Source organism: Nitratidesulfovibrio sp. 1201_IL3209, from assembly GCF_036763125.1.
Lineage (GTDB): Bacteria > Desulfobacterota > Desulfovibrionia > Desulfovibrionales > Desulfovibrionaceae > Cupidesulfovibrio.
Genome location: NZ_JBAIYT010000020.1, coordinates 51,105 through 74,177 on the forward strand (window position 1 = coordinate 51,105; position 23,073 = coordinate 74,177).

Annotated in this window: 23 protein-coding genes; 17 read left to right on the forward strand and 6 right to left on the reverse strand. The window is 65.3% G+C overall.

From position 1 onward, the window contains the following. Positions 1–212: 212 nt before the first annotated feature. The 11 genes from V6B97_RS10630 to V6B97_RS10680 all read left to right on the forward strand — a co-directional run bounded on the left by V6B97_RS10630 (position 213) and on the right by V6B97_RS10680 (position 12,417). On the forward strand, positions 213–1,352 hold the full coding sequence (locus tag V6B97_RS10630) for a KamA family radical SAM protein (RefSeq protein WP_333506483.1): 1,140 nt from the start codon (positions 213–215) through the stop codon (positions 1,350–1,352). Further along, a complete protein-coding gene (locus tag V6B97_RS10635; protein ID WP_333506484.1) occupies positions 1,337–2,203 on the forward strand; it encodes a thioesterase II family protein in 867 nt (288 codons plus the stop codon). Before V6B97_RS10630 ends, V6B97_RS10635 begins: the two co-directional genes overlap by 16 nt. Next, positions 2,200–3,099, forward strand: coding sequence for a 4'-phosphopantetheinyl transferase family protein (locus tag V6B97_RS10640; protein ID WP_333506485.1), 900 nt, complete (start codon positions 2,200–2,202; stop codon positions 3,097–3,099). Before V6B97_RS10635 ends, V6B97_RS10640 begins: the two co-directional genes overlap by 4 nt. Positions 3,100–3,229: 130 nt before the next feature. Then, positions 3,230–4,342, forward strand: coding sequence for an ABC transporter substrate binding protein (locus tag V6B97_RS10645; RefSeq protein ID WP_333506486.1), 1,113 nt, complete (start codon positions 3,230–3,232; stop codon positions 4,340–4,342). A gap of 43 nt (positions 4,343–4,385) precedes the next feature. Then, positions 4,386–5,024: a YcjF family protein gene (locus tag V6B97_RS10650; protein ID WP_333506487.1), complete on the forward strand. Its 639-nt coding sequence runs from the start codon at positions 4,386–4,388 to the stop codon at positions 5,022–5,024. A 200-nt stretch (positions 5,025–5,224) separates the two neighbouring features. Then, positions 5,225–6,979 carry a cyclic peptide export ABC transporter gene (locus tag V6B97_RS10655; RefSeq protein WP_333506488.1) on the forward strand — a complete coding sequence of 585 codons (1,755 nt, stop codon included), beginning with the start codon at positions 5,225–5,227 and terminating at the stop codon, positions 6,977–6,979. Next, entirely contained in the window at positions 6,976–7,455 is a 480-nt protein-coding gene (locus V6B97_RS10660; protein WP_333506489.1) for a hypothetical protein, read from the forward strand. The genes V6B97_RS10655 and V6B97_RS10660 overlap by 4 nt, the downstream gene beginning before the upstream one ends. Continuing rightward, a complete protein-coding gene (locus tag V6B97_RS10665; protein ID WP_333506490.1) occupies positions 7,452–8,588 on the forward strand; it encodes a prohibitin family protein in 1,137 nt (378 codons plus the stop codon). The genes V6B97_RS10660 and V6B97_RS10665 overlap by 4 nt, the downstream gene beginning before the upstream one ends. Before the next feature lie 11 nt (positions 8,589–8,599). Next, on the forward strand, positions 8,600–8,767 hold the full coding sequence (locus tag V6B97_RS10670) for a hypothetical protein (RefSeq protein ID WP_333506491.1): 168 nt from the start codon (positions 8,600–8,602) through the stop codon (positions 8,765–8,767). 94 nt (positions 8,768–8,861) lie between these two features. After that, the gene (locus V6B97_RS10675; protein ID WP_333506492.1) at positions 8,862–9,923 is read left to right on the forward strand and encodes an ABC transporter substrate binding protein; all 1,062 of its coding nucleotides are present in this window, start codon (positions 8,862–8,864) and stop codon (positions 9,921–9,923) included. A 10-nt stretch (positions 9,924–9,933) separates the two neighbouring features. Further along, complete coding sequence (locus tag V6B97_RS10680) at positions 9,934–12,417, forward strand: MFS transporter (RefSeq protein ID WP_333506493.1); 2,484 nt, start codon at positions 9,934–9,936, stop codon at positions 12,415–12,417. Here the strand turns inward: V6B97_RS10680 and V6B97_RS10685 are convergent. Continuing rightward, a complete protein-coding gene (locus V6B97_RS10685) occupies positions 12,398–13,267 on the reverse strand; it encodes a formyltransferase family protein (RefSeq protein WP_333506494.1) in 870 nt (289 codons plus the stop codon). The two genes, V6B97_RS10680 and V6B97_RS10685, sit on opposite strands and share 20 nt — an antisense overlap. A gap of 653 nt (positions 13,268–13,920) precedes the next feature. Between V6B97_RS10685 and yedE the strand changes: the two genes are divergently transcribed. From yedE to V6B97_RS10710, 5 genes are read left to right on the forward strand one after another with little or no spacing between them, the layout of a single operon-like run. Then, on the forward strand, positions 13,921–15,003 hold the full coding sequence (yedE, locus tag V6B97_RS10690) for a YedE family putative selenium transporter (protein ID WP_333506495.1): 1,083 nt from the start codon (positions 13,921–13,923) through the stop codon (positions 15,001–15,003). A gap of 12 nt (positions 15,004–15,015) precedes the next feature. Next, a complete protein-coding gene (locus tag V6B97_RS10695; RefSeq protein ID WP_333506497.1) occupies positions 15,016–15,237 on the forward strand; it encodes a sulfurtransferase TusA family protein in 222 nt (73 codons plus the stop codon). 1 nt (position 15,238) lies between these two features. Further along, positions 15,239–15,790 carry a DUF3343 domain-containing protein gene (locus V6B97_RS10700; protein WP_333506498.1) on the forward strand — a complete coding sequence of 184 codons (552 nt, stop codon included), beginning with the start codon at positions 15,239–15,241 and terminating at the stop codon, positions 15,788–15,790. Next, on the forward strand, positions 15,778–16,659 hold the full coding sequence (locus V6B97_RS10705) for an NAD(P)H-hydrate dehydratase (protein WP_333506499.1): 882 nt from the start codon (positions 15,778–15,780) through the stop codon (positions 16,657–16,659). Before V6B97_RS10700 ends, V6B97_RS10705 begins: the two co-directional genes overlap by 13 nt. Continuing rightward, positions 16,656–16,904: a hypothetical protein gene (locus tag V6B97_RS10710; RefSeq protein ID WP_333506500.1), complete on the forward strand. Its 249-nt coding sequence runs from the start codon at positions 16,656–16,658 to the stop codon at positions 16,902–16,904. The genes V6B97_RS10705 and V6B97_RS10710 overlap by 4 nt, the downstream gene beginning before the upstream one ends. 8 nt (positions 16,905–16,912) lie before the next feature. Here the strand turns inward: V6B97_RS10710 and V6B97_RS10715 are convergent, their stop codons facing one another. Continuing rightward, positions 16,913–17,155, reverse strand: a complete 243-nt coding sequence (locus V6B97_RS10715; RefSeq protein WP_333506501.1) for a hypothetical protein — start codon at positions 17,153–17,155, stop codon at positions 16,913–16,915. Between the two features lie 223 nt (positions 17,156–17,378). On the opposite strand from V6B97_RS10715, the gene V6B97_RS10720 reads away from it, so the two are divergent. Beyond that, a complete protein-coding gene (locus tag V6B97_RS10720) occupies positions 17,379–18,596 on the forward strand; it encodes a tyrosine-type recombinase/integrase (RefSeq protein WP_271371084.1) in 1,218 nt (405 codons plus the stop codon). Between the two features lie 568 nt (positions 18,597–19,164). Here the strand turns inward: V6B97_RS10720 and V6B97_RS10725 are convergent. The 4 genes from V6B97_RS10725 to V6B97_RS10740 form a co-directional block, all read right to left on the reverse strand. Continuing rightward, a complete protein-coding gene (locus V6B97_RS10725) occupies positions 19,165–19,347 on the reverse strand; it encodes a hypothetical protein (RefSeq protein ID WP_271371083.1) in 183 nt (60 codons plus the stop codon). Between the two features lie 226 nt (positions 19,348–19,573). Continuing rightward, on the reverse strand, positions 19,574–21,154 hold the full coding sequence (locus V6B97_RS10730; RefSeq protein ID WP_333506503.1) for a hypothetical protein: 1,581 nt from the start codon (positions 21,152–21,154) through the stop codon (positions 19,574–19,576). Positions 21,155–21,243: 89 nt separating this feature from the next. Beyond that, positions 21,244–21,990 carry a Fic family protein gene (locus V6B97_RS10735; RefSeq protein WP_333506504.1) on the reverse strand — a complete coding sequence of 249 codons (747 nt, stop codon included), beginning with the start codon at positions 21,988–21,990 and terminating at the stop codon, positions 21,244–21,246. Between the two features lie 61 nt (positions 21,991–22,051). Beyond that, a complete protein-coding gene (locus V6B97_RS10740; protein ID WP_011792971.1) occupies positions 22,052–23,047 on the reverse strand; it encodes a DUF3150 domain-containing protein in 996 nt (331 codons plus the stop codon). Positions 23,048–23,073: the final 26 nt, after the last annotated feature.

Here is a 23,073-nt window from a genome sequence, read left to right on the forward strand (position 1 = left end):
CCACAGCGGATACGGGGGTAGCCCCCCATGCGCCAGCCGCAAGTCCGCGCCGGTCCCGCTCCGCCGCGCCATCCGGCCCCGGAGCTTCTTCCGCCGGACAGACAACAGACATCTTCGGTACAGGTACGTCACCGCACCATACATTCCCCCAAGCCGATATTCCACCACGACACCGCGACGCCGACCTCACGTGCCCGGTACACGAGGAATCCATGATGCATGCCGACATCGACTGGACGCAGCTCGACTGGAAGAAGGAACTCGCCAACAGCGTCGTCAGCATCGACCAGCTTCTGGAGCACGCGGCCTTCGGCCCCGGGGAGGAGGCGGCGATCCGCGAGGTCGCGCAGGTCCATCCCGTCAACATCCCCCGCTACTACCTGAGCCTCATCGACAGGTCCGATCCGGACGATCCCATCCGCCGCATGTGCTTTCCCAGCGCCGAGGAACTGGTCGTCGCCGGGGCCATGGGGGAGACCACGGCCGACCCCTACGGCGACGACAAGCACGACAAGGGCAACGGCGTGCTGCACAAGTACGACTACACCGCCCTCATCGTGGCCACCGAATGCTGCGCCATGTACTGCCGCCACTGCTTCCGCAGGCGCATCGTGGGGCGGCCCGACGGCAGCGCGCGGGGCGACTTTTCCGGCGCGCTGCGGTACGTCGCCGATCATCCGGAGATCAACAACGTCATCCTGTCCGGCGGCGACCCGCTGATGCTTTCCACCCCGGCCCTGCGCGCCATGCTGGAAGGGCTGGCCGACATCGGCCACGTGGATTTCGTGCGCATCGGTTCGCGCACCCCGGTCACCTATCCGCTGCGCCTTTTCGACGACGGGCTGATCGACCTGCTGCGCGGCTTCAACGGCCTCAAGGCCCTGTACATCGCCACGCACTTCAACCATGCGCGTGAAATAACCCCCACCGCCACGGAGGCCATCCGGCGGCTGCGCGACTGCGGGGCCACCGTGAACAACCAGGCGGTGCTGCTGCGCGGGGTCAACGACACCGCCGACGGCATCGTGGAACTGATGAACGGCCTGCTGCGCATCGGGGTGAACCCGTACTACCTCTACCAGTGCATGCCCGTTTCACGCGTGCGGCACCACTTCCAGATTCCCCTCCGCCAGGGCATCGACATCGTGGACCGGGCCAGGGCCAGGCTCAACGGCTACGGCAAGCGCTTCAAGTACATCATCGGCCACGACGTCGGAAAACTCGAAATCTGCGGCATGTCCGGCGACCGGATCGTGCTCAAGCAGATCCACGCCCGCTCCGGGCACGACGACCAGGCTTCGCGCATCATCATGCAGGAACTGGACGACAACGCCGGGTGGGTAACGCTGTGACCGGGCGCAGGCCGTGCACCCGGCGGGCCGACGGAGCGGAACCCGCCCGCGCCTGCCCGTCCGGCGCCTGCCCGTCCGGCGCCTGCCCGTCCGGCGCCGCGCAGACGGGGCACCCCGTGGCGGACGCGCCCGCGACCCACGACGCCACCACGCTGTTCTGCATTCCCCACGCCGGGGGCAGCGCCGCCTACTACGCCAGGCTCGGCCAATGCCTTCCGGAAACGGTGGCCTTCCGCCCCCTGGAACTGCCCGGCAGGGGCCGCCGCCACCGCGAAGCGCCGCACACCAGCATGGAAGCGCTGACGCACGACCTTTTCCGGAACATCCAGCCCGTGGCGCAAACAGCCCCCTACGCCCTGTTCGGCCACAGCATGGGCGCGCTGCTGGCCCTGCTGTGCGCGGCGCGGGCGCGGGAAAGCGGCATGCCGCTGCCAAGGGCGCTGTTCATTTCCGCCGCCTCGCCCCCCGGCTGCCGGGAACGGCCTCCGGTGCCTCCGGTGGCGTCGCTGTCGCCCCGCAAGCTCTGGGAATGCGTGGTGGGCATCGGCGGGGTGCCGCAGGGCATCGCCGCATCGGACGAATTCCGCCGGTATCTGGAACCGGTGCTGCGGGCCGACTTCACCGCGCTGGAAGCCTGGCTGCCCGCGCCCATGGAGCCGTTGCCCGTGCCCGTCACCGTGTTCAGGGGGCACCGGGACGTCATTACCGACGACATGGCCCGCCAGTGGCAGCGGCTGACCACGATGGAACTGCGCGTCCGCATCTTCCAGGGCAACCATTTCTACTTGCAGGACAACTGGGAAGGTCTGGCGTCCTGCATCGCCCACGCCTGCGGCGCGGCGGCCGCATGACGGCCCCCCGCGCATTCTCCCGCTGCCGCCTGCCGCAGGTGGACGATGCCGCGCTGGTCTGCGTGGGGGTGCGGATGGACGGGGACGCCACGGAATGGATCGCTGCGGCGGCGCCCTTCACCACGGAGCGCGAGCGCGCCCATGCCGGGCGCTTCGTGCATGCCGTGGACGCCGCCAGGCATCTGGTGGGCAGGGCCATCGTGCGCCGCACGTTGATGGCGGACCGGCGCACCTTGATGGCGGACCGGCGCGCGCTGGCGGTGGACGGCGACTTTCCGCGCACCCGGTGGGGAAAGCCGGTCTGTCCCCCCCGCCATGCCGAAGACGGACGGGACGCGGACGGCGTACCGGCCGTCATCGATTTTTCCATTTCCCACGCCGGGGCCATGGTGTGGGCGGCATTCTGCCGGGCCGGGTGCGTGGGCATCGACGTGGAAGAGACGCGCGTCCTGCCCGACCGGCCAGACTGGCCAGACCGGCCAGATCTGGCGGGATTGGCAGAACTGACGGAACTGGCGGCGCAACTGCACCCCTGCGAGCGCGACGCCATCCGCGCCCTACCCGCCACGGAGCGCGCCGCCGCCTTCTACCGGTGCTGGACCCGGAAGGAGGCCGTGCTCAAGGCGCTGGGCAGGGGCTTGAGCCTGCCGCTGCACGGCTTTCAGGTGCACACCGGGGCCATGGGCGCGGACTGGCTGGTGTCCCTGCCATGCGAAGACGCGCAGGCGGGGGACGACGCGGCCCCGGCGCCTGCGCAACGCCGCGCGGAACAGGAGTGCGCCCCGGCATGGACCACCCGCGACATCGACGCCGGGCCGGGCTACCAGTGCAGCGTCGCGGCCCGGGCGGCGCATCTGCCCGTCGCGGCGCATCTGGTGGAAGACGATGCGGCATGAGCGGCCCGCCACGCCCGTCGGCCACGCGGGGCCGGGGCCGGGTATGGACGATAATGCTTTTATCCTGTTACCCTGCGTGCAGCCCACCGCGAGACGCGGCCTGCACCTGCAACGGAAACCGTATCCGCCCATGAACAGGACCATCAGTGCCCTTCTCCATGCCGTCGCGGCGCTTGGCTGCGCCCTGCTGCTGTGCCTGGCCGCTTGGCCGGCGCACGCCGCCGGCGCCACGGAGGACGCCGCGCGGCCCGGCCCCCGGCCGCCCCGAAAGGTGGCGGCCTACCTCGAAGCCGGTCCGTACTGGGAATTTTCCCTGCTGCGGGAGCAGATCATCACGGCGCTGAAGGAACGGGGGGTGCTGGAGCGCATCGACTTTCCCGAAGTCCTGCACATCAGCCCCGGCTGGGACGCCACGGAGGACGCCTACCGCGACGCGGCCCGCACGCTGATGCGGGACCCGTCCGTGGACGTGATCCTGGGCATGGGCACCGCCGCCACCAAGGCGCTGCTGGCGGAAAACAACGGCAGGACGCCCATCATGTCCATCGACGTGGCCGACCCGGTGGGGGCGGGCATCGTGGACGCGCGCACGGGCCGGACGGCGCCCAACCTCACCATCCATTACGTCAGGGACAAGTGGTACAAGGTCTTCGCGCTGTTCCACGAGGCGTTGCCCTTCAAGCGGCTGGGCATCATGTACCACGACAGCCCCGAGGGGCTTTCCTACTCCAACGTGCACGAGGCGCGCGAAGTGGCGCGCGAGCGCGGCTTCACCCTGGTGGAGTATCCCCGCCTGGACAAGGCGGAAAGCGGCGCCACCTGCGCCCAGGGGGTGAACGAACTGCTGGGCCGGGGCATAGACGCCTTCTACATTTCCGCGCTCAACTGCTTCGACTGGACGCGGGAAAACCCCCAGCCCATGTTCGACGCCCTGGCCAGCCACGGCATCAGGACCTTTGCCCGCGACGGCAGCGTGCACGTGCGGCGCGGGGCGCTGATGGGGCTTTCCACCCTGGACTACGTGCCCCTGGGCAGGTTCTACGCCGACCGCATGGCCCAGCGGCTGGGGCTGCTGCCCCCCACGGCCGAACTGGAGCGGGAAGCCTACACCCCCAAGATCACGCTCAACCTCGTCACCGCAAACAACCTCGGCATGGACATCCCCCTGCTGCTGCTCATTTCGTCCGACGAGATATTCGACGCCACGCTCGTCGGCACGCACAACGCGGCCATGCCCCGGTAGATTTTCCACAAACCCTGCAACCGATCACAACGAGGCGAGAACAATGGCTAAAAAGACCATGGATGCCCAGACTGATGGTGTTGAAGGGCAGGAAGCCCTTGCTGCGGAAGCCGCCGAAACGGCGGAAACGGTGGAAGCCGCCCCCCGCGGCTGCCCCCCGGAATGCGACATCGACGCCATCATCCGCAAGCGGGTGTACGCGGCCGTCGGCATCGGCTTCATTCCCGTGCCGCTGGTGGACTTCGCGGGCCTGACCGCCGTGCAGCTGGAACTGATCCATGCCCTGTCCAAGGCGCACGGCGTGGAATTCAGGAAGGAGCGCGTCAAGTCCATCATCTCCTCGCTGTGCGGGGGCGTGCTGACCACGGCCAGCGTGCCGCTGGCGGCCTCGCTGTTCAAGAGCATTCCCATCATCGGCTTCACGGCGGGGGCGGCCACCATCAGCATCATGGGCGGGGCCTCCACCTACGCGCTGGGCTGGGTGTTCGACCGCCACTTCCGCAACGGCGGCACGCTGAAGAACTTCGACTCGCAGGAAGCCAAGGCCTATTTCAAGACCAAGATGGACGAAGGCAAGAACCTGGTGGGCCGCATGAAGCAGAAGATCGGCAAGGGCCAGCCGGAAGCGGCCGAAGCGACCGGGACGCCCACGGCTGAAGAGCAGGCGGCTTCGCCCGCGTAGCCTTTTCAGAACGGGATTCTGAAAGAGCATCGGAAGGGCGGGCGGCCCGCCCTTCCGGTGGCTTTTCCGCATGGTCCGGCCAGGCCGGGACCACGGAACGGCAATGCCCGGAGCCCGTCGCCGCGCCCGGCATCCGCCGGCATCGGCACGCCGCGCCACGCCGGACGGCACGCACCTGAACCCCAAGGCTTACGGACTTCATGCTGCAACTGAAGGAATCGCACTTTCTGAAGCTGCTCTGGACGCAGGCCGGCGACGAGGGCGCAAGGCTCGTCGCCGCGTGCCTGGCCTCGGGGGTGATGCAGGGACTGGCCGTGTTCACCGTCCTGCATGGGCTGGAACAGCTGTCCGGCGACGGCATACGCTTCCACACCTTCCTGGCCTTCCTGCTCTGCCTGGGGTCGTTCTACTTCCTGTTCCGGTACATCACCGGCCGTTCGGCGCAGATCGCCCTGCGCGGCATCATGGAATGGCGCATGCGCATCGCCACCAAGCTGCGCGGCATCCCGCTGCTGGAATACGAAAGGCTGGACAAGGGCCGCATCCAGGCCGCCCTGCTGGACGGGCGGGACATGGTGGTGGAGGCCGCGCGCATGCTCATGGCCTCTGCCGCCAACACGGTCATGATCCTGGTGGCCTGCGTCAAGATGGCCACCGTGTCCCTGGCGGGCACCCTGGGGGTGTTCGCCTTCATGACCATGGGGCTGCTGGTGTTCCTGCGGCTGATCAACAGCGTGCAGGCCCAAATGGGCCCGGCCATGCAGGCCGACATGCGCTTCAGCGGCAGCCTGCGCGACCTGCACGAAGGGTTGCAGCAACTGAAGGTGCACAAGCCCAAGACCACCGACCTGTTCGGCGGCCAGATCATCCCCGGCCTGGACGCCGCCTCGGACGCGCGCGCCCGGACCGAGCAACGGCACGCCCTCGGCATCTCGTTCTTCGCCATGTTCAACCTGCTGATCCTGGGGCTGGTGCTGTTCCTCATGCCCGGCTTCCTGGGCATCGAGCCGGAGGAAACCTCCACCCTGCTGGTGCTGTGCATGTTCAGCCTCAGCCCGCTGATCAGCCTGGTCACCTTCGTGCCGCTGATGACCAAGGTGGAGATGAACCTTCAGGAACTGGCCAGCGTGGAGGCCCGGCTGGACGCCGTGACCGAACCCTTCGAACGGCAGGGCGTGGAGGCGCGCTGGCAGCACGCCGACCCGGACGTGCCGGGCTTCGAATCGCTGGCCATGCGCGACATCCGCTTCGACTACCACGACCCCAACGGCATGCGGGTCTTCGGCATCCGGGTGGACCGATTCACGCTGCGCAAGGGCGAACTGGTGTTCATCCGGGGCGGCAACGGCTCCGGCAAGTCCACGTTCATGAAGGTGCTCTCGGGCCTGTACACGCCGCAGACGGGCGACATCCACCTCAACGGCGCGCTGGTTTCGGACATGCACATGGAGGCCTACCGCAACCTGTTCACCGTGGTGCCCACCGACTACCACCTGTTCCCGCGCCCGCTGGGGCTGCACGTTTCGGCGGAACGGCTGCACAGGGTGCTGCGCACCATGCGCATGGAAACCAAGGTGCACCTGCTGGAGGACGGTTCGTTCTCCACGCTGGACCTGTCCGCCGGGCAGCGCAAGCGGCTCGCCCTGGCCTGCGCCCTGCTGGAAGGCCGCGAGGTGTACCTGTTCGACGAGGTGGCGGCGGACTTCGACCCGGCCTTCCGGCGCTATTTCTACGAAGAACTGCTGCCCGGCATCACCAGGCAGGGGGGCACGGTCCTGGCCATCTCCCATGACGACAGGTACTTCCACGTCGCGGACAGGGTGCTGACCATGCGCGAGGGCGCCTTTGCCGACGCCGCGCCCGATGCCGCCACCGGCGGGCGGGACGCCACCGGCGAAACCGGCGATACCGCCGGAACTGGCGGAACTGGCGAAACCGGGGGTGGGACGGCATGAGGCCACGCATCTGCGCACTGGCGGTCCTGCTCTGCCTCTGCTTCGTCCTGCCATCCACCGCGCGGGACCTGCGGGGCAATTCGAACATCAATTTCGTGCGCGAACTGTACCGAAAGGTCAGCGCCACCATTCCTTCCGTGGTGAATGCGAAAGGCAACGAGGAAGCCATACGCAGCAGGCTGAAATGCTACGAGGAATACCACGAATACTCGCAGCGCATCCACATCTGCAACAATGCGTACACCAAGAAGATCGTGCGCCTGGCCCGCGAGTCCGTCCGTTCGCGCCCCAGCCTTGGCGAGTTCGCCTACAACGTGAGCATGTGCCCGATATTGCACAACCTGTGCATGGGGCAGACGGAAAATGACAAGGAGCACTGCATCCTGTTCGAAAGGCAGTGCATAGACTACACGCTCGACACCTTCTGGCGCGGCGCCGCCCAGTACACGCAACAAACCTACCGGTTGGATCAATGAACAGACTCCTCACCGCTCTGCGCGACAGGGTGCGCCGGAACCGCGTCAGGCTCGTGTGCATCGGCGTCGTCACGGCGCTGATCCTCATCTTCCTGTGGCCCAGCATGGTCATCACCATCCGGCCCGGCGAACTCGGGGTGCTGTATTCGCGCTTCTTCGGCGGCACCATCCTCGACAGGACCTACGAGGAAGGCATCCACATCATCCAGCCGTGGGACATCCTGTACGTCTACGACGTGCGCGTGCAGGAAGAGACCCAGAACATCGACGTGCTGACGGTGGACGGCCTGCCCATCAACGTCCAGGTGTCGCTGCGGTACCAGCTGATCCGCGACAGGCTGCCCACCCTGCACCAGAACATCGGCCCCAACTACCGCAACAAGATCGTCATTCCCATCATGACCTCCGCCGTGCGCCAGACCATCAGCAACTACAGGCCCAACGACCTGTACTCCACCGCCCGGCAGGAGTTGCAGGACCAGATGCTGGTGGACGCCATAGAGGAAATGGGCCGCATTCCCATCATGATCCACGGGTTCGTGGTGAAAAGCATCACCCTGCCGGAAGTGCTGCGCAAGGCCATAGAAGACAAGCTGGTCGCGGAGCAGAACTACCTGCGCTACAACTACCTGCTGCTCGAAGCCACGCAGGAGGCCAAGCGCAAGGCCATCGAGGGCCAGGGAATCCAACTGTACCAGGAACTTGTCAACCGCCACATGACGCAGGACTTCCTGCGCTATGAAGGCATCAAGGCCACCCGCGACCTGGCCGCGTCGCCCAACGCCAAGATCGTGGTGGTGGGGGGCAGGGACGGCCTGCCGCTGATCCTGAACACCGAAACCCAGTCCGGTCCCGCCGGAGCGGCGGGGGCCGCCGCGCCCAACCCCGCCGCGAAAACGCCCGCCAGGCCCGCCGCCGAAGGCGACGCGCGGGACAAGGCCGCGCCGCAGGCTTCGCAGGCGGAACCGCAGCAGCCCCCGCAGCCCGCTCCCCAGGCCATGCCGCTGCCCGGCCCCCTGCCCGTTCCGGAAGGTGTGGGCCTGCGGGAACCCGGCGAAAGCATCATGGACTACATCCAGCGGCTGGACAAAAGCCTGCTGAACCCGCCTCAGGTGAAAACGCCCAAACAATAAGAGAGGCGACCGTGCAACTATTCGCGCTTTTCCTCGGTTTGAGCCTGCTTGTGGGGTTGTTCGGCATTCACACCCGCTTCGGCTTCTGGGGCAACTTCTTCGCCAGCATGCTGCTTACCCCGGTGGTGGGGCTGCTGCTGGTCATCGCCGCCTCGGGCAAACCCGTCCGGCACGAATAGCCGCGTGTCCGGCACGGGGCAGACAGGCGCCATGACGGGGAACCGCGCCGCACATGTGGTCCGCGCAGGCGCGGTCGCGCCCGCACGGGCGGCATTGCCCGCGCCCCTCCCCCTCCTGCTGGCGCTGGCAGCCGCCCTGCTGCTGGCCGCCGTCCCCCTGCCCTCCGCCCGCGCCCAGCCCCCCGTCAAACGCATCGGCTACCTGGAGGCCGGTCCGTTCTGGCTGTACACGCGGACCTGGGACGCCTTTCGCGCCGCCATGGCCCGCGACGGCGGCTTCCGCTGCGAGTATCCGCCCAATGCCCGGTTCAGCCCCGGCTGGGCGCCGGAACAGATGCGCACCCTGCCCGAAAGGGCCACGGAACTGCTGCGGCGCAAGGACCTGGACATGGTGGCGGGCATGGGCACGGCGGCCGTGAAGGCGCTGCTGGCCGCCAGCGACGGGCGCATCCCCGTCATCGGCATGGGCATGGCCGACCCCGTGGCCGCAGGCATCGTCCCGAGCGCGCAGGATTCCGGCGCGGACAACTTCACCTGCCGGGTCACGGTGGACCGCTGGTCCACCATGTTCCGGGTGTTCCACGAAGTGGTGCGCTTCCGGAAGATGGGCGTCATGTATCCGGACACCCCGGAAGGCCGGGTGTACGCGGCGCTGGGCGATGCCGAGGCCATCGCCTCCGAACTGGGGTTCTCGCTCGTCCGGTACGCGGGGCTGTCCTCGGCCGAGACCGCCGACGAATGCCGCAAGGGGCTGGAAACGCTGCGCGAGCAGGGCATGGACGCCTTCTTCATCGGCCCGCTGAACTGTTTCGACATCGAGGGCAACGGCCTCGCCCCGCTGCTGGACACCCTGACCGCCTGGAAGATTCCCACCTTCGCGCGGGACGGTTCGGAATACGTCAAGGCCGGGGCGCTGATGGGCTTTTCCACCTGGGATTTCGGCCCCATCGGCGCATTCCACGCGCGGCAGGCGCGCGCCGTCTTCGAGGGGGCCACGCCGCGCGGCCTTTCCATGCTGGACGGGACCGAGCCTTCCATCGCCCTGAACCTGGCCACCGCCAAGGCCATCGGGTTCGAATTCCCCTTCGACGTCCTGGTGGTGGCGGACGAACTGCACGAAACCATCGCCCGCCCTTCGCCCTCCGGCCCGCAGTAGGAGAAGCCGCTTGCACATCGGCGCCATACAACGGCTGCGCGTGAATACGCTGCTTCTGTCCCTGGGGGTGCTGGCGCTCACCCTGGGGTTCAACGTGCTGCTTTCCTCCTCGACGCTGGATGGGCTGGCCACCGACTCCATCCTTTCCGGCTACCGCAGTTGCGGCGAGCACTTTGCCCGCGGGGTGGAGCGGGGGCTGCGCTTCGGGAAATTCCTGAACGCCTACGCCGGGATGGACGACATGCTGGCGGAATTGCGGCATGGCGTGCAGGGCATCGACAGCGTCCAGTTGTTCGACGCCAAGGGGGAACTGCTGTACGCCCGGCCCGATTCCCGACCCGATTCCGGAGTTGACGATCTCCGGGCCGGGGCCGAAGACCTGAAGCAGTTCTCCGCCCACGCCGAAGCGCCGCCGAAGGCGCGCAAGACCCCCACGGGGTATCGCGTTCTCGTGCCCTTGCAGCACAACGGCCTGGCGGGCTGGGTGGCCATGGAGGTCGCCAGCGCCCAGGTGGACGCGGCCACGCGCGACTTCCTGCGCTGGTCCGGCTTCCTGATGCTGGCGACGTGCCTTGCGGTGGCGCTGATCCTGCCCGGCTGGCTGGGGCTGCTCACCGGCACGGCGGAGGCGCGGGCCCGCCTGCACGCCACGCTGGGCAGGCTGCTGCTGGTCGTGGTGGGCGGCACGCAACTGGCGTATTCCTGCGGCACCCTCGCCCTGTTCGACGGGTTCGTGGAACGGGCCGTGCGCACCAAGGCGGCCATTCTCGCGCAGTCCGTGGGGCGGGATTTCGAATACCTCATCCACAAGGGCGTGGACGTCGCCCAGTTGAAGGGCAAGGAACAGTTGCTGGCGCAACTGGTGGCCGACAACGAGGAATTGCGGGGCGCGGCCCTGCTGAGCCCCGACGGCGTGCCGCTGGCCACGGCGGGCAGCCCTTCGCGCGGGCGGCACGCGTCCGATGTGTCCGATGCGCCGGACGCGCCCGATGCGCCGGACGCCGCCCTTTCCGTGCGCGAACCCCTGGACCGGTACTGGCCCAGCCGCTTCCGGCAACGTCAGGAGGTCATGGAACTGCGGCTGGACCTGGACCCGCAGGTGATCACCGCGCGCGTGACCAAGCTGGCCGTGGACATGGGCACCTCGCTGGTCATCAGCTTCCTGCTGCTGCTGGAACTGGCCAAGCTGCTGGGCCTCATCGCGCAGCGCAGCCTGGGCGCGGAGGCCGGAACGCCCCCGCCGGACCAGGCGCGCCCCCGGCTGCCCCACGCGGCGCAGGCCCTGCGGGTGGGGGGCTTCGTGTTCTTTCTCGGGTACGACATGGGCATCTCGTTCATCCCGCTGCTGGCGCGCACCCTGTACCAGCCCCTGTGGGGCCTGTCCGAAAAGGTGGTCATCGGCCTGCCCATCTCGGCGGAAATGGTCAGCGCGGGCGTGGCCCTGCTTGTTTCCGGCAGTTTCACGCAACGCTACGGATGGCACAGGATCTACATGCTGGGGGCGGCGGCCGGGGCGGCGGGGCTGCTGCTGGGGGGAATGGCCACGGGCCTGCCCATGCTCATTCTGGCGCGGATCACGGCGGGGTTCGGGTTCGGGCTGGTGCTCATGGCCTCGCAGATCGGCACGCTGGAGCACGAGCGCGCCGGGGCCGGGCTGGCCAGCGTGTTCGCGGGCATCTTTTCCGGCAGCATTTGCGGATCGGCCGCCGGAGCCATGCTGGCGGAACACCTGCCCTACCAGTCGGTGCTTACCGTGGGCGGTGTGGTGACGCTGTTCGCCATGCGCGCCGTGCTGACCGGCAGGGACCGCGCGACGGCGCATGCGCCGCGCACCACGCCGCCGACCGCGAATGCCGTGACCACGGAGGATGCGGCGGGAACGGCGCGTACCCCCATCCCCTCCGGCGGCATGGCGTTGCTGAAGGACCCGCGCATGCACCTGATGCTGCTGCTCGTGGGCATTCCCGTGGCCGTCTGCCTCACGGGCTTCCTGCACTACCTGCTGCCGTTGATGCTGGCCAATGCCAAGGTGGACCAGTCCGACATCGGGCGGGTGTTCATGCTGTACGGATTGTGCTTCATCACCGCCGGGCCGCTGCTGGGCAAGTGGATAGACCGCACGGCCGACAAGCCCCTGTTCCTGACGCTGGCGGGCCTGCTGTCGGGCGTGTCGCTGCTGCTGGCCGCAAGCGCCACCGGCCTGGCCGGCACGTCGGCCGCGGTGGTGGCCCTGGGCCTGTCGCAGTGCATCGCGGCCCCGGCCTCCATGCTGTGCATCCTTGCGCTGCGCTCCGCGCGGGAGTTGGGGCGGGAAAAGACCGCGTCCCTCTACAGGGCGCTGGAACGGGTGGGGCAGGTTGCCGGACCCGTGCTGTTCGGCGCGGCCACCGTGGTCATGGGCACCACCCAGGTCCTGCTGGTGGTGGGGGGCACGGTCTGCACGCTGGCCCTGGCCTTCCAGGCGGCGTGGCGGCTCAGTGCGCCACGGAGCTGACCAGTTTCTCCAGTGCCGGAAGTTGCGCGTCGCGCAGGCCGTCCGGCAGAAACCACGACAGCAGTTCCAGATAGTCGCCGGGCAGCACCAAGTGACCTCCGCGCCGGGAAAACTCGCGGAATTCCTCTTCCGTCGGGTAGGTGAAGTACTGCCGCCGGGCGGGATCCTGCGCCCTGGCGGGAAGCCTGCGGCTCTGCTCCAGGGTGGGCAGGTGGCGCATCAGCGTGTCGATGCCCGCGAAGTAGGTCTGCACGAAATTCCACAGCACGGACCGGTCGTAGGCGACGTCCGCCCAGCCGATCTCCACCACCGGGCCGGTGTCGAGCCCGGAATCCAGATGGAACAGCGTGCAGCCGGAACGCCTGTCCCCACGCTGCATGGCGCGGAACGGGCTGCACAGCCCCTGTAGCGCGGGCAGCGCCCCCGGATGCAGGCCATAGGTGCCCAGCCGGGGAAGGGCCAGCACATCCTCCTGAAAAACATAGTCGTAGCGGCATGATATGATGACATCCGGCGCAATGTCCCGCATGGCGTCGCGGGCCTGCGGCAACCGCATGGGTCCCCAGAGTTCCATGGAAACGCCGTACCGCGCCTGCAATCCCGCGTAGGTGGCGCAGGCGGCGGAGGAACCGTCCGGATAGAGCCTGTCCAGAAACGGAAAGACATGGTCCAGCACCATGTCCCGCTCATGCGCCACCAGGCGGGCGGCATGGCCGTCGGCCTTTTCCGCCTCCAGCACGTAGTCCGAAAGGACCACGAACACGTCGTGCCTGCCTGCAAGACCATCCAGCAACCTGTTGAGGGCAAGGCAGGCCGCCAGATCCTTCTTCGTGCAAATGACAATCTTCAAAGCAACACCTTCACCCACGGCATCATCGCATCAACACTCGCCACGGCAGCATGGCGCTTGCCACGGCAGCATGGCGTTCGCCACGGAAAATCGCGTGCCCGGGCCTTCGTGCCCTCTTGCCCGCCGACGCCGGAACCGAAAGAAATCAAGGCGATTCCCCATACTACGGATGCCGGGTTCGCGCCAGTTCTTCCTGCGCTCAAGAGTTTGCCGATGCGCGGGACACACTCCTTCGCGGCATTGCCGGCACACGATGCAGTGCATGCCGGTCCAGCGAGCCGGCAAGCCACGAAAGGCCCCGGAGCACAGCGCTTCGGGGCCGTTTCGCATCCGGAGGACAACATGCCGGATACACGCGCCGTGACCCGCCACGTCTAAGGGGGCTGGATATGGGGCCGGACGGGGGGCCGGACCTGTCTTCCGTGCCCGGCAGCGTGCCCGGCCCCAAAGGAAGCCGCTCCACCGGCTTCAGGAAGGCACGCCCCCATTTTATCCGATCCATCTATACATCCATGCACAATGACAAGCATATTTCGATTTGTCGCAAGCCTGTTCCTCTCGTACTTGTGTCGGGAAGTCAGTTTCCGCTCGCTACGGCGCTGACCGGGCCGTTTTCTTGAACGGTGAACCGCCCAAACACAAAAGAGGGGGCCATGAAAAACTTCTTTTCCTCGACGTACGGCATCATTGCCGTGGGGCTGGCTATCGGCGTGCTGGCGCCGCTGTTGCAGTTCTGGGGCAACCCCGGAAACATGGGCATCTGCGTGGCCTGCTTCGAGCGCGACATCGCCGGGGCCGTGGGCCTGCACCGGGCTGGCGTGGTGCAGTACATGCGGCCGGAGATCATCGGCTTCGTGCTCGGCTCGCTGCTGGCGGCCCTTTTCGCCAAGGACTTCCGCCCCCGCGCCGGGTCCGCCCCCGTCGTCCGGTTCATTCTGGGCGTCTTCGCCATGATCGGCGCCCTGGTCTTCCTGGGCTGCCCGTGGCGGGCCATCCTGCGCCTTGCCGGGGGCGACCTGAACGCCGTCTTCGGCATCCTCGGGCTGGTGTCCGGCATCGGCATCGGCACCATCTTCTTTCGCAAGGGCTACAGCCTTGGCCGCAGCCACAAGACCTGCGCCCCGGCGGGGCTGGTCATGCCGCTGGTGATGCTCGGCTTCCTTGCCCTGCTCTTCCTGTACCCCCAGATTTCCGGCGAAGCCCAGAGCGGCGTGCTGTTCTACAGCGTCAAGGGGCCGGGTTCCATGCACGCGCCCCTTGCCGTCTCCCTGGCTGCGGGCCTGTTCGTGGGGATGGTGGCCCAGCGCAGCCGCTTCTGCACCATGGGCGCGTTCCGCGACCTGATCCTTTTCCGGCAGACCCACCTGCTGCTCGGGGTCATCGCCCTGTTCGTCGCGGCCGTGACCGTCAACGCCCTGCTGGGGCAGGTCAAGATCGGCTTCGAGGGCCAGCCCGTGGCCCACGGCCAGCACCTGTGGAACTTCATGGGCATGCTGCTGGCGGGGCTGTGCTTCGCGCTGGCCGGTGGCTGCCCGGGCAGGCAACTGTTCCTCGCCGGTGAAGGCGACGGCGATGCGACGGTGTTCGTGTTCGGGATGATCACGGGCGCGGCCTTCGCCCACAACTTCGGCCTGGCGAGTTCGCCCGACGGCGTGGGCCCCCACGGCATCGCCGCCGTGTTCGTGGGGCTGGCGGTATGCCTGTACTTCGGCCTGACCATGCGCGCCAAGGCGTAAGGAGACACCATCATGAGCGAGATCATCGACGCCCGGGGGCTGTCGTGCCCCCAGCCGGTTCTGGTCACCCTGAACAGGATCGCAACCGTGGAAAAGGGAACCCTCGAGATTCTGGTGGACACCGAAGCCTCGCGCGAAAACGTTTGCCGCGCAGCGCAGGCCAAGGGCTGGTCCCTTGACTCCGTGGACGCCGTGGACGGGGGCGAATACCGCATCACCATCAGCAAGGGATGACATGGGATTTCTTGACCGGTTGCGAAAAAAGGCCCCCTCTGCTCCGCCTGCCTCGAAGGCGGACAGGGGGCTTTTGGTCTTCGAGAACACCAGCGAGGTCATCCGGGCGGAAAAGGCCCTGAAGGCCGCCGGGTTTCCGGTAAAGGTGGTCGGCCCGCCGCCGGAGGTACGCAGGGGCTGCGACCTTGCGGTGGAATACCCGCTGATAGAAGGGCTGAACATCCTGCGGCTGCTCACGGATTCAGGCGCGCCCCCGCTGGACGCCATACCCGTCACCGGACCGCTGCTGACGCCGGTGGACCTGTACCACGTCAAGGACTTCGGGGAATACCTCATGGTCCGGGCCGCCAACATGAAGATTACCGTGGAAAAGGCCACCGGGGTGATCGTCAACGTTTCCGGGGGCGGCTGCCCGGACGTGCCGTACCTTGCGGCGCGGTTGATCGGCCTGCGCCTTGACGAGGCGCCCTCCCCGCGCGAAGTCGGGCACACCCTGTGCGGCTATGCCCTTGGCCTGGCCTTCGAGGAGATGCAACGCCGATGCTCGCGGTGATAGGTACAATCCCGACCCCCTCCATGCCGGTGACCGAGGGACCGGCGGCGTTGGGGCGCGGCGGCCTTTCGGTGGCGGGGCTGGGCATCGCCCCGGGCGAAATCTCCCTGGACCGGGGCACCCCCGCCCTTCTCGGCGCGGCCTGCGCGGCCTGCGGCGTGCTCGGCCTGCCCGCACCGTTCGCCTTTCTGGTGGGGGACGAAGGGCGGGGCCACGGCAGCCGCGCACTGTACCGCCATCTCGTGGACGTCCTGCCGCGGCGCTCGCTGTCCACGCTGGCCTTCCACTACCTGCTGCCGGACGTCATGTGGCACGACAAGGTGCTGTTCGCGGTGAACGAGATGCAACCGCGCCCAAGGCTCATCGCCGATGCGGGGTTCATGTACGCGGCCAAGATGAGCGGGCAGGCCCCGGCCTACGACCTGTTCACCCCCGACGCCGGGGAACTGGCCTTCCTGGCCGACGAGCAGGCGCCGCACCCCTTCTACACGCGGGGGTTCATCCTGCATGACGACAACCGCGTCCCCGACCTGATCCGCCGCGCCTACGACGGCGACAACGCGGCGGCGTGCCTGCTGGTCAAGGGGAGCACGGACCACGTGGCGGACCGCACGGGCGTGCTGTCCACCGTGGACAGCCCCAACGAGGCCGCCATGGAGGCCATGGGCGGCACCGGGGACACCCTGACCGGAACCGTGGCCGCCCTGATCGAGTCCGGCCGCGATGTCGCCGACGCGGCCCGCATCGCGGCGCGGGTCAACCGGCTGGCCGCGAAGCTGGCCCGCCCCACGCCCGCATCGCGCATTTCCGAAATCATCGCCCACATTCCGCAGGCCCTCACCCTTGCCCTTGCCGGAGAGGTGCGATGACCGCCCCGCGTATCACCCCGCGCATCGCCCCCCGCGTCACCCCTGACATGACCCTGCTGGATGTGGTGCACGCCCATCCCGCCACCGAGGCGGTATTCCGCTCGCGCGACGCGGAAGCCGGGGTTTGCCTGCTGTGCACGGCGCTTTTCGACTCCATCGAAACCATGGCGGGCCGGCACCATCTCGACCTCTCCACGCTTCTGGATGATCTGGAACAGGCCATTCAGGCACAACAGCACATATAGAGACGGAATCATCCGGCTTTCAGGCCAAACCGCGAGGCATGCGGTGCGGCCAAGCAGCAACCGCACGCAGGCAAAGGCCGGTACGCCCCAAAAACAGGGGGCGCGGAACCAAGCTCCGCGCCCTCTGCTTTCACCTGGACTGTCACCAGGATATTTCTGTTCACATCCCCAAGGTTGGAAATAGGGTTGAAAAAACTTTTCCAACCTTTGCCGAGCATGCTCGTTTTATCATCCAACCATTTGATTTTCATGTTGGCGCGCCTGGGAGGATTCGAACCCCCGGCCAAGAGCTTAGAAGTCTGAAGAATAGCATTTTCACCATCCTTCACCACCCTTCATTATGCAATAATAAAATCTTGACATATCGTATAGTAATGGGAGATTTTTGGCCTACGATCTTCATCAAGCTTCACTCGCTATCACCGGAAAAGGTGGGAGAGAAGTGGGAGAGAAATGGGAGAAAGGTGGGAGAGAATGAGCGAGGAAACGGGCAAGAATCGGACGAAGTGGACGACGGTCGAGCGAGGCATACGCAAGTACGAGCACCTGACCCGAAAACACGGAAAGAAGCCGGATGCCTACTTTGCCCTGCGCTACAAGATAGACGGCGAGAGCCGCGAGGAAGGGCTGGGGTGGGCAAGCCAAGGGTGGACCTTGGAAAAGGCCCGACAAACCCTGGCCGAAATCCGGGCGGCCAAGAAAACAGGTAGCGGACCGGTCACGTTGCAGGAGCGCCGCAAGAAGGCTGAGGACGCTCGGCAGGCAGATCGCTTGAAGCCCACCATGACTCTGCTCTGGGAGACGTATAAGGCCGCACACGGTGACCGCCCCAGTGCAAAGCCAGACGCTCGCAATGTACGCCCCATCCTCGCCCGTTTCGCAAAAAAGACGCCGGAGGACATTCGAACGGCGCATGTGGATGCCCTACGGCGTGACCTGGAAGCCGAAGGTAAGGCGCCCCAGACGGTCAAACATGTGCTAGGACTGCTGCGACGCCTCATTCGCTACGGGGCAAAGCGTGGCCTGTGCTCCATGCCGGACATCTCCCGCTTGCACTTCGACATGCCCAAGGTGGACAACATCAAGACCGAGTGCCTGACGCCCGAGCAGGCCAAGGCCTTGTTCGATGCACTGGACGAGGACGAGGACCAGAACCTCGCCGCGATGGTGCGTCTTGCCCTTGCCACCGGTATGCGTCGGGGAGCCTTGCTGGGACTGCAATGGGATGACCTGGATTTTCGCAACGGGCACATCCACCTGCGCGGTGCCGTCGCCAAAAGCGGCAAGACCACGCAAATCCCCATGACCGAAGCAGCCCGGCGCATCCTGCAATCAATCCAACCCACGGGCAGCCCCTACCTCTTCCCCGGAAAGGATGGCGGGAAGCGTGTGGAGGTTCGCCGGTTCTTGGACCGCATTCGCAAGAAGGCTGGGCTCCCCGATGACTTTCGCCCTTTGCACGGCCTGCGCCACACCTATGCCTCGTGGTTGGCCTCCAGCGGCAAGGTGGACCTGTTCACCCTGCAGAAGCTTCTGACCCACGGCAGCCCGCAGATGACCCAACGGTATGCGCACCTCGCGGATGAGGCCATGAAACGGGCAGCGTCGGTTATAGACGAATGCTTTGCCGTAGCCATAAACGCCGAACCAGCCAAGCCCGCAAAAAGCAAAATCGTACCTTTCAAAAAGTGAGCGTGGCACTCTCTCAAACTAACCAACAACGGTGTATTGCCCAGACGCGGTGGTGAGGACGGCGGAGTCATCGCAGCGAAAATGGCACGCATTGTGCATTCGATGCGTGCATCAAAAACACAAAAAACAAAAAAATATTTTCACAAATTCCCTGACAAAACCTGACAAAACTCACTTCCTTTTTCTTTTTTTCTATCAAACGGTGCGGTTCACGTAGTGATGCACCCTCTGCGGCTCAGCCTCTTACATTTTTTTGGGGCGAGGCTGCCACGATCTTGCCCAGATCACTCCCCCCTGATCTCCACCTCTGCCTACAGTAAAGCTCCCTCTTACCTCCTCCTGCGAAAGGCCCAAGCAGTATAGATATTCAGATATATCACCACGCTTTCCACAAGATAACCGTTCGTTTCCCAATCTTCACGTCGCCCCTCAGGTCATCGGACTCCTCTCGGCATGACTGCCCTCCATGTTGCTGCGCCGAACAACCTGGCAGGCCCTCTGCTGCCAGCATCACGCGTTCCGAATTCACTTGCGCGTGTAGGGGGGCTGGTGCCCCCCTCACCATAGACTACTCCTCGAAGGGGTGCCCTTCTGGCAACGCCAACAGTTCATCTTCAGAGCGAGGCATCTCCGTATCGCTTTCCTCCGAAAGCATAGCTGCCACGAATACACTTGCGACACCTGTCAGGCAGCCACCAAGAAACACCCACACCTTGCTCAGCCCCTTGTCCTTGGATTCAAGCTCAGTCATCGATGCTCTCCTTGACGACATTCAGTACGGCGATGGCGATCGCGATAAAAGGTCCCCAACTCATAGATCCTCCTTCATCAAGCGGGTTTGACGTGGGCAAGCCCTGAGCAGAAAGCACTCAGGGGGCATCAGGAAACAGAAGTGGCAACGCCAGTAAGAGCAAGGCTTGCTCCAGAACATGGCTCCTCCGGGTTCAGGGTGTAAGGCTTGAGCCATTCAAGGGGCGTCAGGCGCAGCGCAGCATTGCCTTTTGCAGAAGCGTAAACATGGCAGGAGCCAGTTCCCCCATGCTGGAAATGACCAAGCTGTTGCCTGGCAGGAGGGAGAGAATGGCGGTGCTGATGATGCCGATTCCGTAGACTTCGAACCCGGCACGTGCTGCACCGACGAGTGCTTCTTCCGCTTGCACTCCCGAGTCGGGGTCGCCATCGGTGATGATCAGGATGAGCTTGCGGGATTCTGGAAGGGGCAACATGGTCTGCATGGTCCACCAGAGTGACTCCGCAAGGGGAGTTCCTCCGCCAGAGGTCACGTTGACCTTGGGATGCACTCGTTGCCCATGGCGTATGAGTGGAGACACACTCGCCCAGTTGGCCTGAGCCGTGAGATAGTGCCCCGGAAAGGCCGTCAGCCCCACGTTGACGCCGCAGGCTGCCATAGCACTGGCCGTGGCATGACACGCAGTCGATGCCAGCGTCATGCAACCGGACATGGAGCCTGAGCTGTCCAACAGGATGTGTGCCGCCGTGTTGATGCCGTGCCGTTCTCCACGTTGGCGGAACAAACGCCCATCTGCCACGGAAAGCCGGTGAAGACGGCTGGGGTCCAGTCTTCCACGCCTCCCCGTGGCGCACCGCGTTACGACGGCACTTTGTACCAGCCCATGCAGCCTTGTTTTTAGGGCCATGGAGGCGGCGCGAGCCTGCGCTATGGCATCCGCATCCAGCGGGTAGGCCAGCCGTGGCTGCTCTACGGCAACAGCTGTGGACCAGGATGGGCTGTGTGCTTGTTGCAGGGCCTCAGCCAATACTGCGCCCATTGTTTTGGGGAGTGTGTCTTCGCTTGCCTCCAGCAGGCTTTCCATGGCCCGGATGCGCTCCGGGGTGTAGTGCCCAGAGTCCTCTTCCACCGCTGCAGGGCCATCAGATGGCTCTCGCACAATGGTCTTTTTCGTCGTTTTGCGCTGGGTATTCGCCGAAGGGCTTGAGTGAGCCACCTGCTTTCGAAGCGCTTGAACGATTATCCGTGCATGGCGAATGGCATCAGCTGTTGCGTCGCAATCCGTCCGTACCTTGTTCAGCAGTGGGGCAATCCGCTGTCGGACGCCGGGGAATCCCGCATCCACCATGGATGCGATGGTATCGCGCTCGGTGCTGAGCGCGGGGACATCCCAGCATCGCACCGTCAGGAGCATCCAGTTGAGAATGCAGGACGCATCCCCAGTCGCGGATACGTCGGGGGTAGCTGAGCCGAAGAGATGGGTGATGAGCCAGTCGAAGTTCTGACGGCACCCGGGAAAGATCGACGCCAGCTTGTTTTCGATGCGCCAGTCTTCAATGATGTTCCATAGGTGCATTTCAAGCGGGGTAAGCGTGGCTTCCCGCAACACGTCGAAGTCCGTTTCCCGGACATGCCCCGCTTCGTGGTCGAGATAGCCACGAACGAGGGGAAGCAGATTGTTGTCTTCAACGGGAAGCGACGGAAGATGAATGGTCTTGCCGTCGGTGTAGGCTTCGGTTCCGCCGATTTGCACCTGAATGCCATATCTGCGCCCCAGGATACTTGCGACCAGGGGCAGCGAGCGCATGACAGCTCGTGAATCGTGCATAGTTCCTCCAACATGCAAAAGCCCCGAAGCGGATGCTCCGGGGCTTTGCTGGCGTATGGCTGTGGTTCTCAGGCTAGGCCAAGTAGCGGCCAGTAGGGGGCAAAGCTGTGCTCGACAAGGGCGACAACCTGCCGGATGAATGGCTCGTAATCCTGCCGGGTCCCTACGGCATCAAGGTTCTCGTAGTAGGCAGCGCGCTGCTCGACGGGAATGACGACAGTGGGGAAACCTGCTCGCATCAGTTCCAGATTCATGGCAAGGCGCGATGTACGCCCGTTACCGTCCGTAAACGGATGGATGACCACCAGATCGGCATGCATTCGGGCTGCTCGCTCCACGGGATGGAGTTGCATCTCTTCCTGACCATACCAATCAAAGAAGGCGTCCATCCGGTGCTGCACATGCAGATGATCTGGCGGTGTATGCCCGGCACCGGAAATGATAACGTTCCCTGTACGATAACGCCCTGCACTGTCGGATATGCCGCGAAGCACCAACTGGTGCAGCTCCTTGAGGCTACGCTCATCAAGCGGTGCTCCCGCATCAACGAGGGTTTCAAGGAAGCTGATGGCCTCGGCATGGTTGATGGCTTCAAGATGCTCACGAACAGACTTGCCACCTATGGTCATGCCATCTTCCAGTACAACCTTGGTCTCCATGAGCGAAAGCGTGTTCCCCTCAATGGCGTTGGAATGAAAGGTGTACCGCAAGACCATGTCCGCCCGGAGTTGGCGGGCGGCCTCTGCAGGCAAAGGACGAAGCGCATCTAGCTTGGCCTTCAGCGCATCGACTGTCCGGAATGCATCGTGAGTCATGTAAGCTATCCTCGCATATCTTGTTGCTAGGTAAACGCCTTGCAGCAGGCTGTCCAGCGAATCACCAGAGCCCGTAGCTTGGTAACGTAGGCTGCGGGTTGCCGGGGAATACAGGTGCCGGGGCGAGGTCATCCACCACATCATCGATCTCGACAGCGAGGTCATCGGCCACGCTGTCAGATGCAGCGGCAGGGCCCCCAAGGATGGCCAGAAGCCCTTGGGGAGATGCCCCTTCAAGGATCTTCTGGCCGTGCTCCACAAGCGCACCGGTATCCCGCAAGAGAGCCACGACTCCCTGTAGCATGAGCAGGGAAGCTCCTTCGATCTTGCCCCGCTTGGGCAGGCTTTCAAACGCTACCTGCAACAGGTCGGCGATGGGGGCCACACGCGGCTCGACGAAGGTCAACCCCGATAGCTTCTGGTGGATGGTGCGCAGAGGCGAGAGGGCTTTGCGGGTGATCTCTGTCTTGCCTGCATAGCATTTGTGCCACGCTTCTGTGGCGGCCTTGGCCACCTCCCCGAAAAGGCGTGACCCCAGGCCGACAACCTCTTCGCACAGCCCCTCTTCCACGCTCTGTGGTAGTGCAGGCGGCATGATGCGGTACACCTGCCAGCGGAAGCCCATACGGCTTCGAACGTAATCCGCGCCCACGGTGGAGCTGGCAATGATCTGCTCCCATCCCGTATGGCGGGTGATCCACTCCTGCACGGCTTCGTCATACCGGGCGAGAAAGGTCTCTTTGGCCTCCATGAACGCGTCACGTATCGTTGCGAGCTCTGCTCCGATCTCTTCCGCCCGGTCGTGGGGGATGGCCCACCCGCCCAGAAAACGGATGCCATGGCGGTCAAGAAGGCTCACAGCACGGGCCTTCAATGTGCCGAAAACCTTCAGGTCTTCAGGATCGCAAACCCTCTTGCTTCCCAGAGAGGCCAGATCCTCGGGGGGAAGCTCGGCCCCGCCAAAGTCGGCAGGGCTCAGTTTCTTTCTGGCCGTCCAGATGTTCACGTCGAGGTGAATGGCCATGAGACTTTCCAGAACAGTGATGTCTGTGGTCATGATGTCCTCCATGCAAATGAAGAAGC

What these genes read in the sequence shown, in the direction of transcription:
- V6B97_RS10630 (WP_333506483.1), top strand. Translation starts at nt 213, where the DNA reads ATGATGCATGCCGACATCGACTGGACGCAGCTCGACTGGAAGAAGGAA.
- V6B97_RS10640 (WP_333506485.1), top strand. Translation starts at nt 2,200, where the DNA reads ATGACGGCCCCCCGCGCATTCTCCCGCTGCCGCCTGCCGCAGGTGGAC.
- V6B97_RS10645 (WP_333506486.1), top strand. Translation starts at nt 3,230, where the DNA reads ATGAACAGGACCATCAGTGCCCTTCTCCATGCCGTCGCGGCGCTTGGC.
- V6B97_RS10650 (WP_333506487.1), top strand. Translation starts at nt 4,386, where the DNA reads ATGGCTAAAAAGACCATGGATGCCCAGACTGATGGTGTTGAAGGGCAG.
- V6B97_RS10655 (WP_333506488.1), top strand. Translation starts at nt 5,225, where the DNA reads ATGCTGCAACTGAAGGAATCGCACTTTCTGAAGCTGCTCTGGACGCAG.
- V6B97_RS10660 (WP_333506489.1), top strand. Translation starts at nt 6,976, where the DNA reads ATGAGGCCACGCATCTGCGCACTGGCGGTCCTGCTCTGCCTCTGCTTC.
- V6B97_RS10665 (WP_333506490.1), top strand. Translation starts at nt 7,452, where the DNA reads ATGAACAGACTCCTCACCGCTCTGCGCGACAGGGTGCGCCGGAACCGC.
- yedE (WP_333506495.1), top strand. Translation starts at nt 13,921, where the DNA reads ATGAAAAACTTCTTTTCCTCGACGTACGGCATCATTGCCGTGGGGCTG.
- V6B97_RS10695 (WP_333506497.1), top strand. Translation starts at nt 15,016, where the DNA reads ATGAGCGAGATCATCGACGCCCGGGGGCTGTCGTGCCCCCAGCCGGTT.
- V6B97_RS10700 (WP_333506498.1), top strand. Translation starts at nt 15,239, where the DNA reads ATGGGATTTCTTGACCGGTTGCGAAAAAAGGCCCCCTCTGCTCCGCCT.
- V6B97_RS10705 (WP_333506499.1), top strand. Translation starts at nt 15,778, where the DNA reads ATGCTCGCGGTGATAGGTACAATCCCGACCCCCTCCATGCCGGTGACC.
- V6B97_RS10710 (WP_333506500.1), top strand. Translation starts at nt 16,656, where the DNA reads ATGACCGCCCCGCGTATCACCCCGCGCATCGCCCCCCGCGTCACCCCT.
- V6B97_RS10715 (WP_333506501.1), bottom strand. Translation starts at nt 17,155, where the DNA reads ATGAAAATCAAATGGTTGGATGATAAAACGAGCATGCTCGGCAAAGGT.
- V6B97_RS10720 (WP_271371084.1), top strand. Translation starts at nt 17,379, where the DNA reads ATGAGCGAGGAAACGGGCAAGAATCGGACGAAGTGGACGACGGTCGAG.
- V6B97_RS10725 (WP_271371083.1), bottom strand. Translation starts at nt 19,347, where the DNA reads ATGACTGAGCTTGAATCCAAGGACAAGGGGCTGAGCAAGGTGTGGGTG.
- V6B97_RS10730 (WP_333506503.1), bottom strand. Translation starts at nt 21,154, where the DNA reads ATGCGCTCGCTGCCCCTGGTCGCAAGTATCCTGGGGCGCAGATATGGC.
- V6B97_RS10735 (WP_333506504.1), bottom strand. Translation starts at nt 21,990, where the DNA reads ATGACTCACGATGCATTCCGGACAGTCGATGCGCTGAAGGCCAAGCTA.
- V6B97_RS10740 (WP_011792971.1), bottom strand. Translation starts at nt 23,047, where the DNA reads ATGACCACAGACATCACTGTTCTGGAAAGTCTCATGGCCATTCACCTC.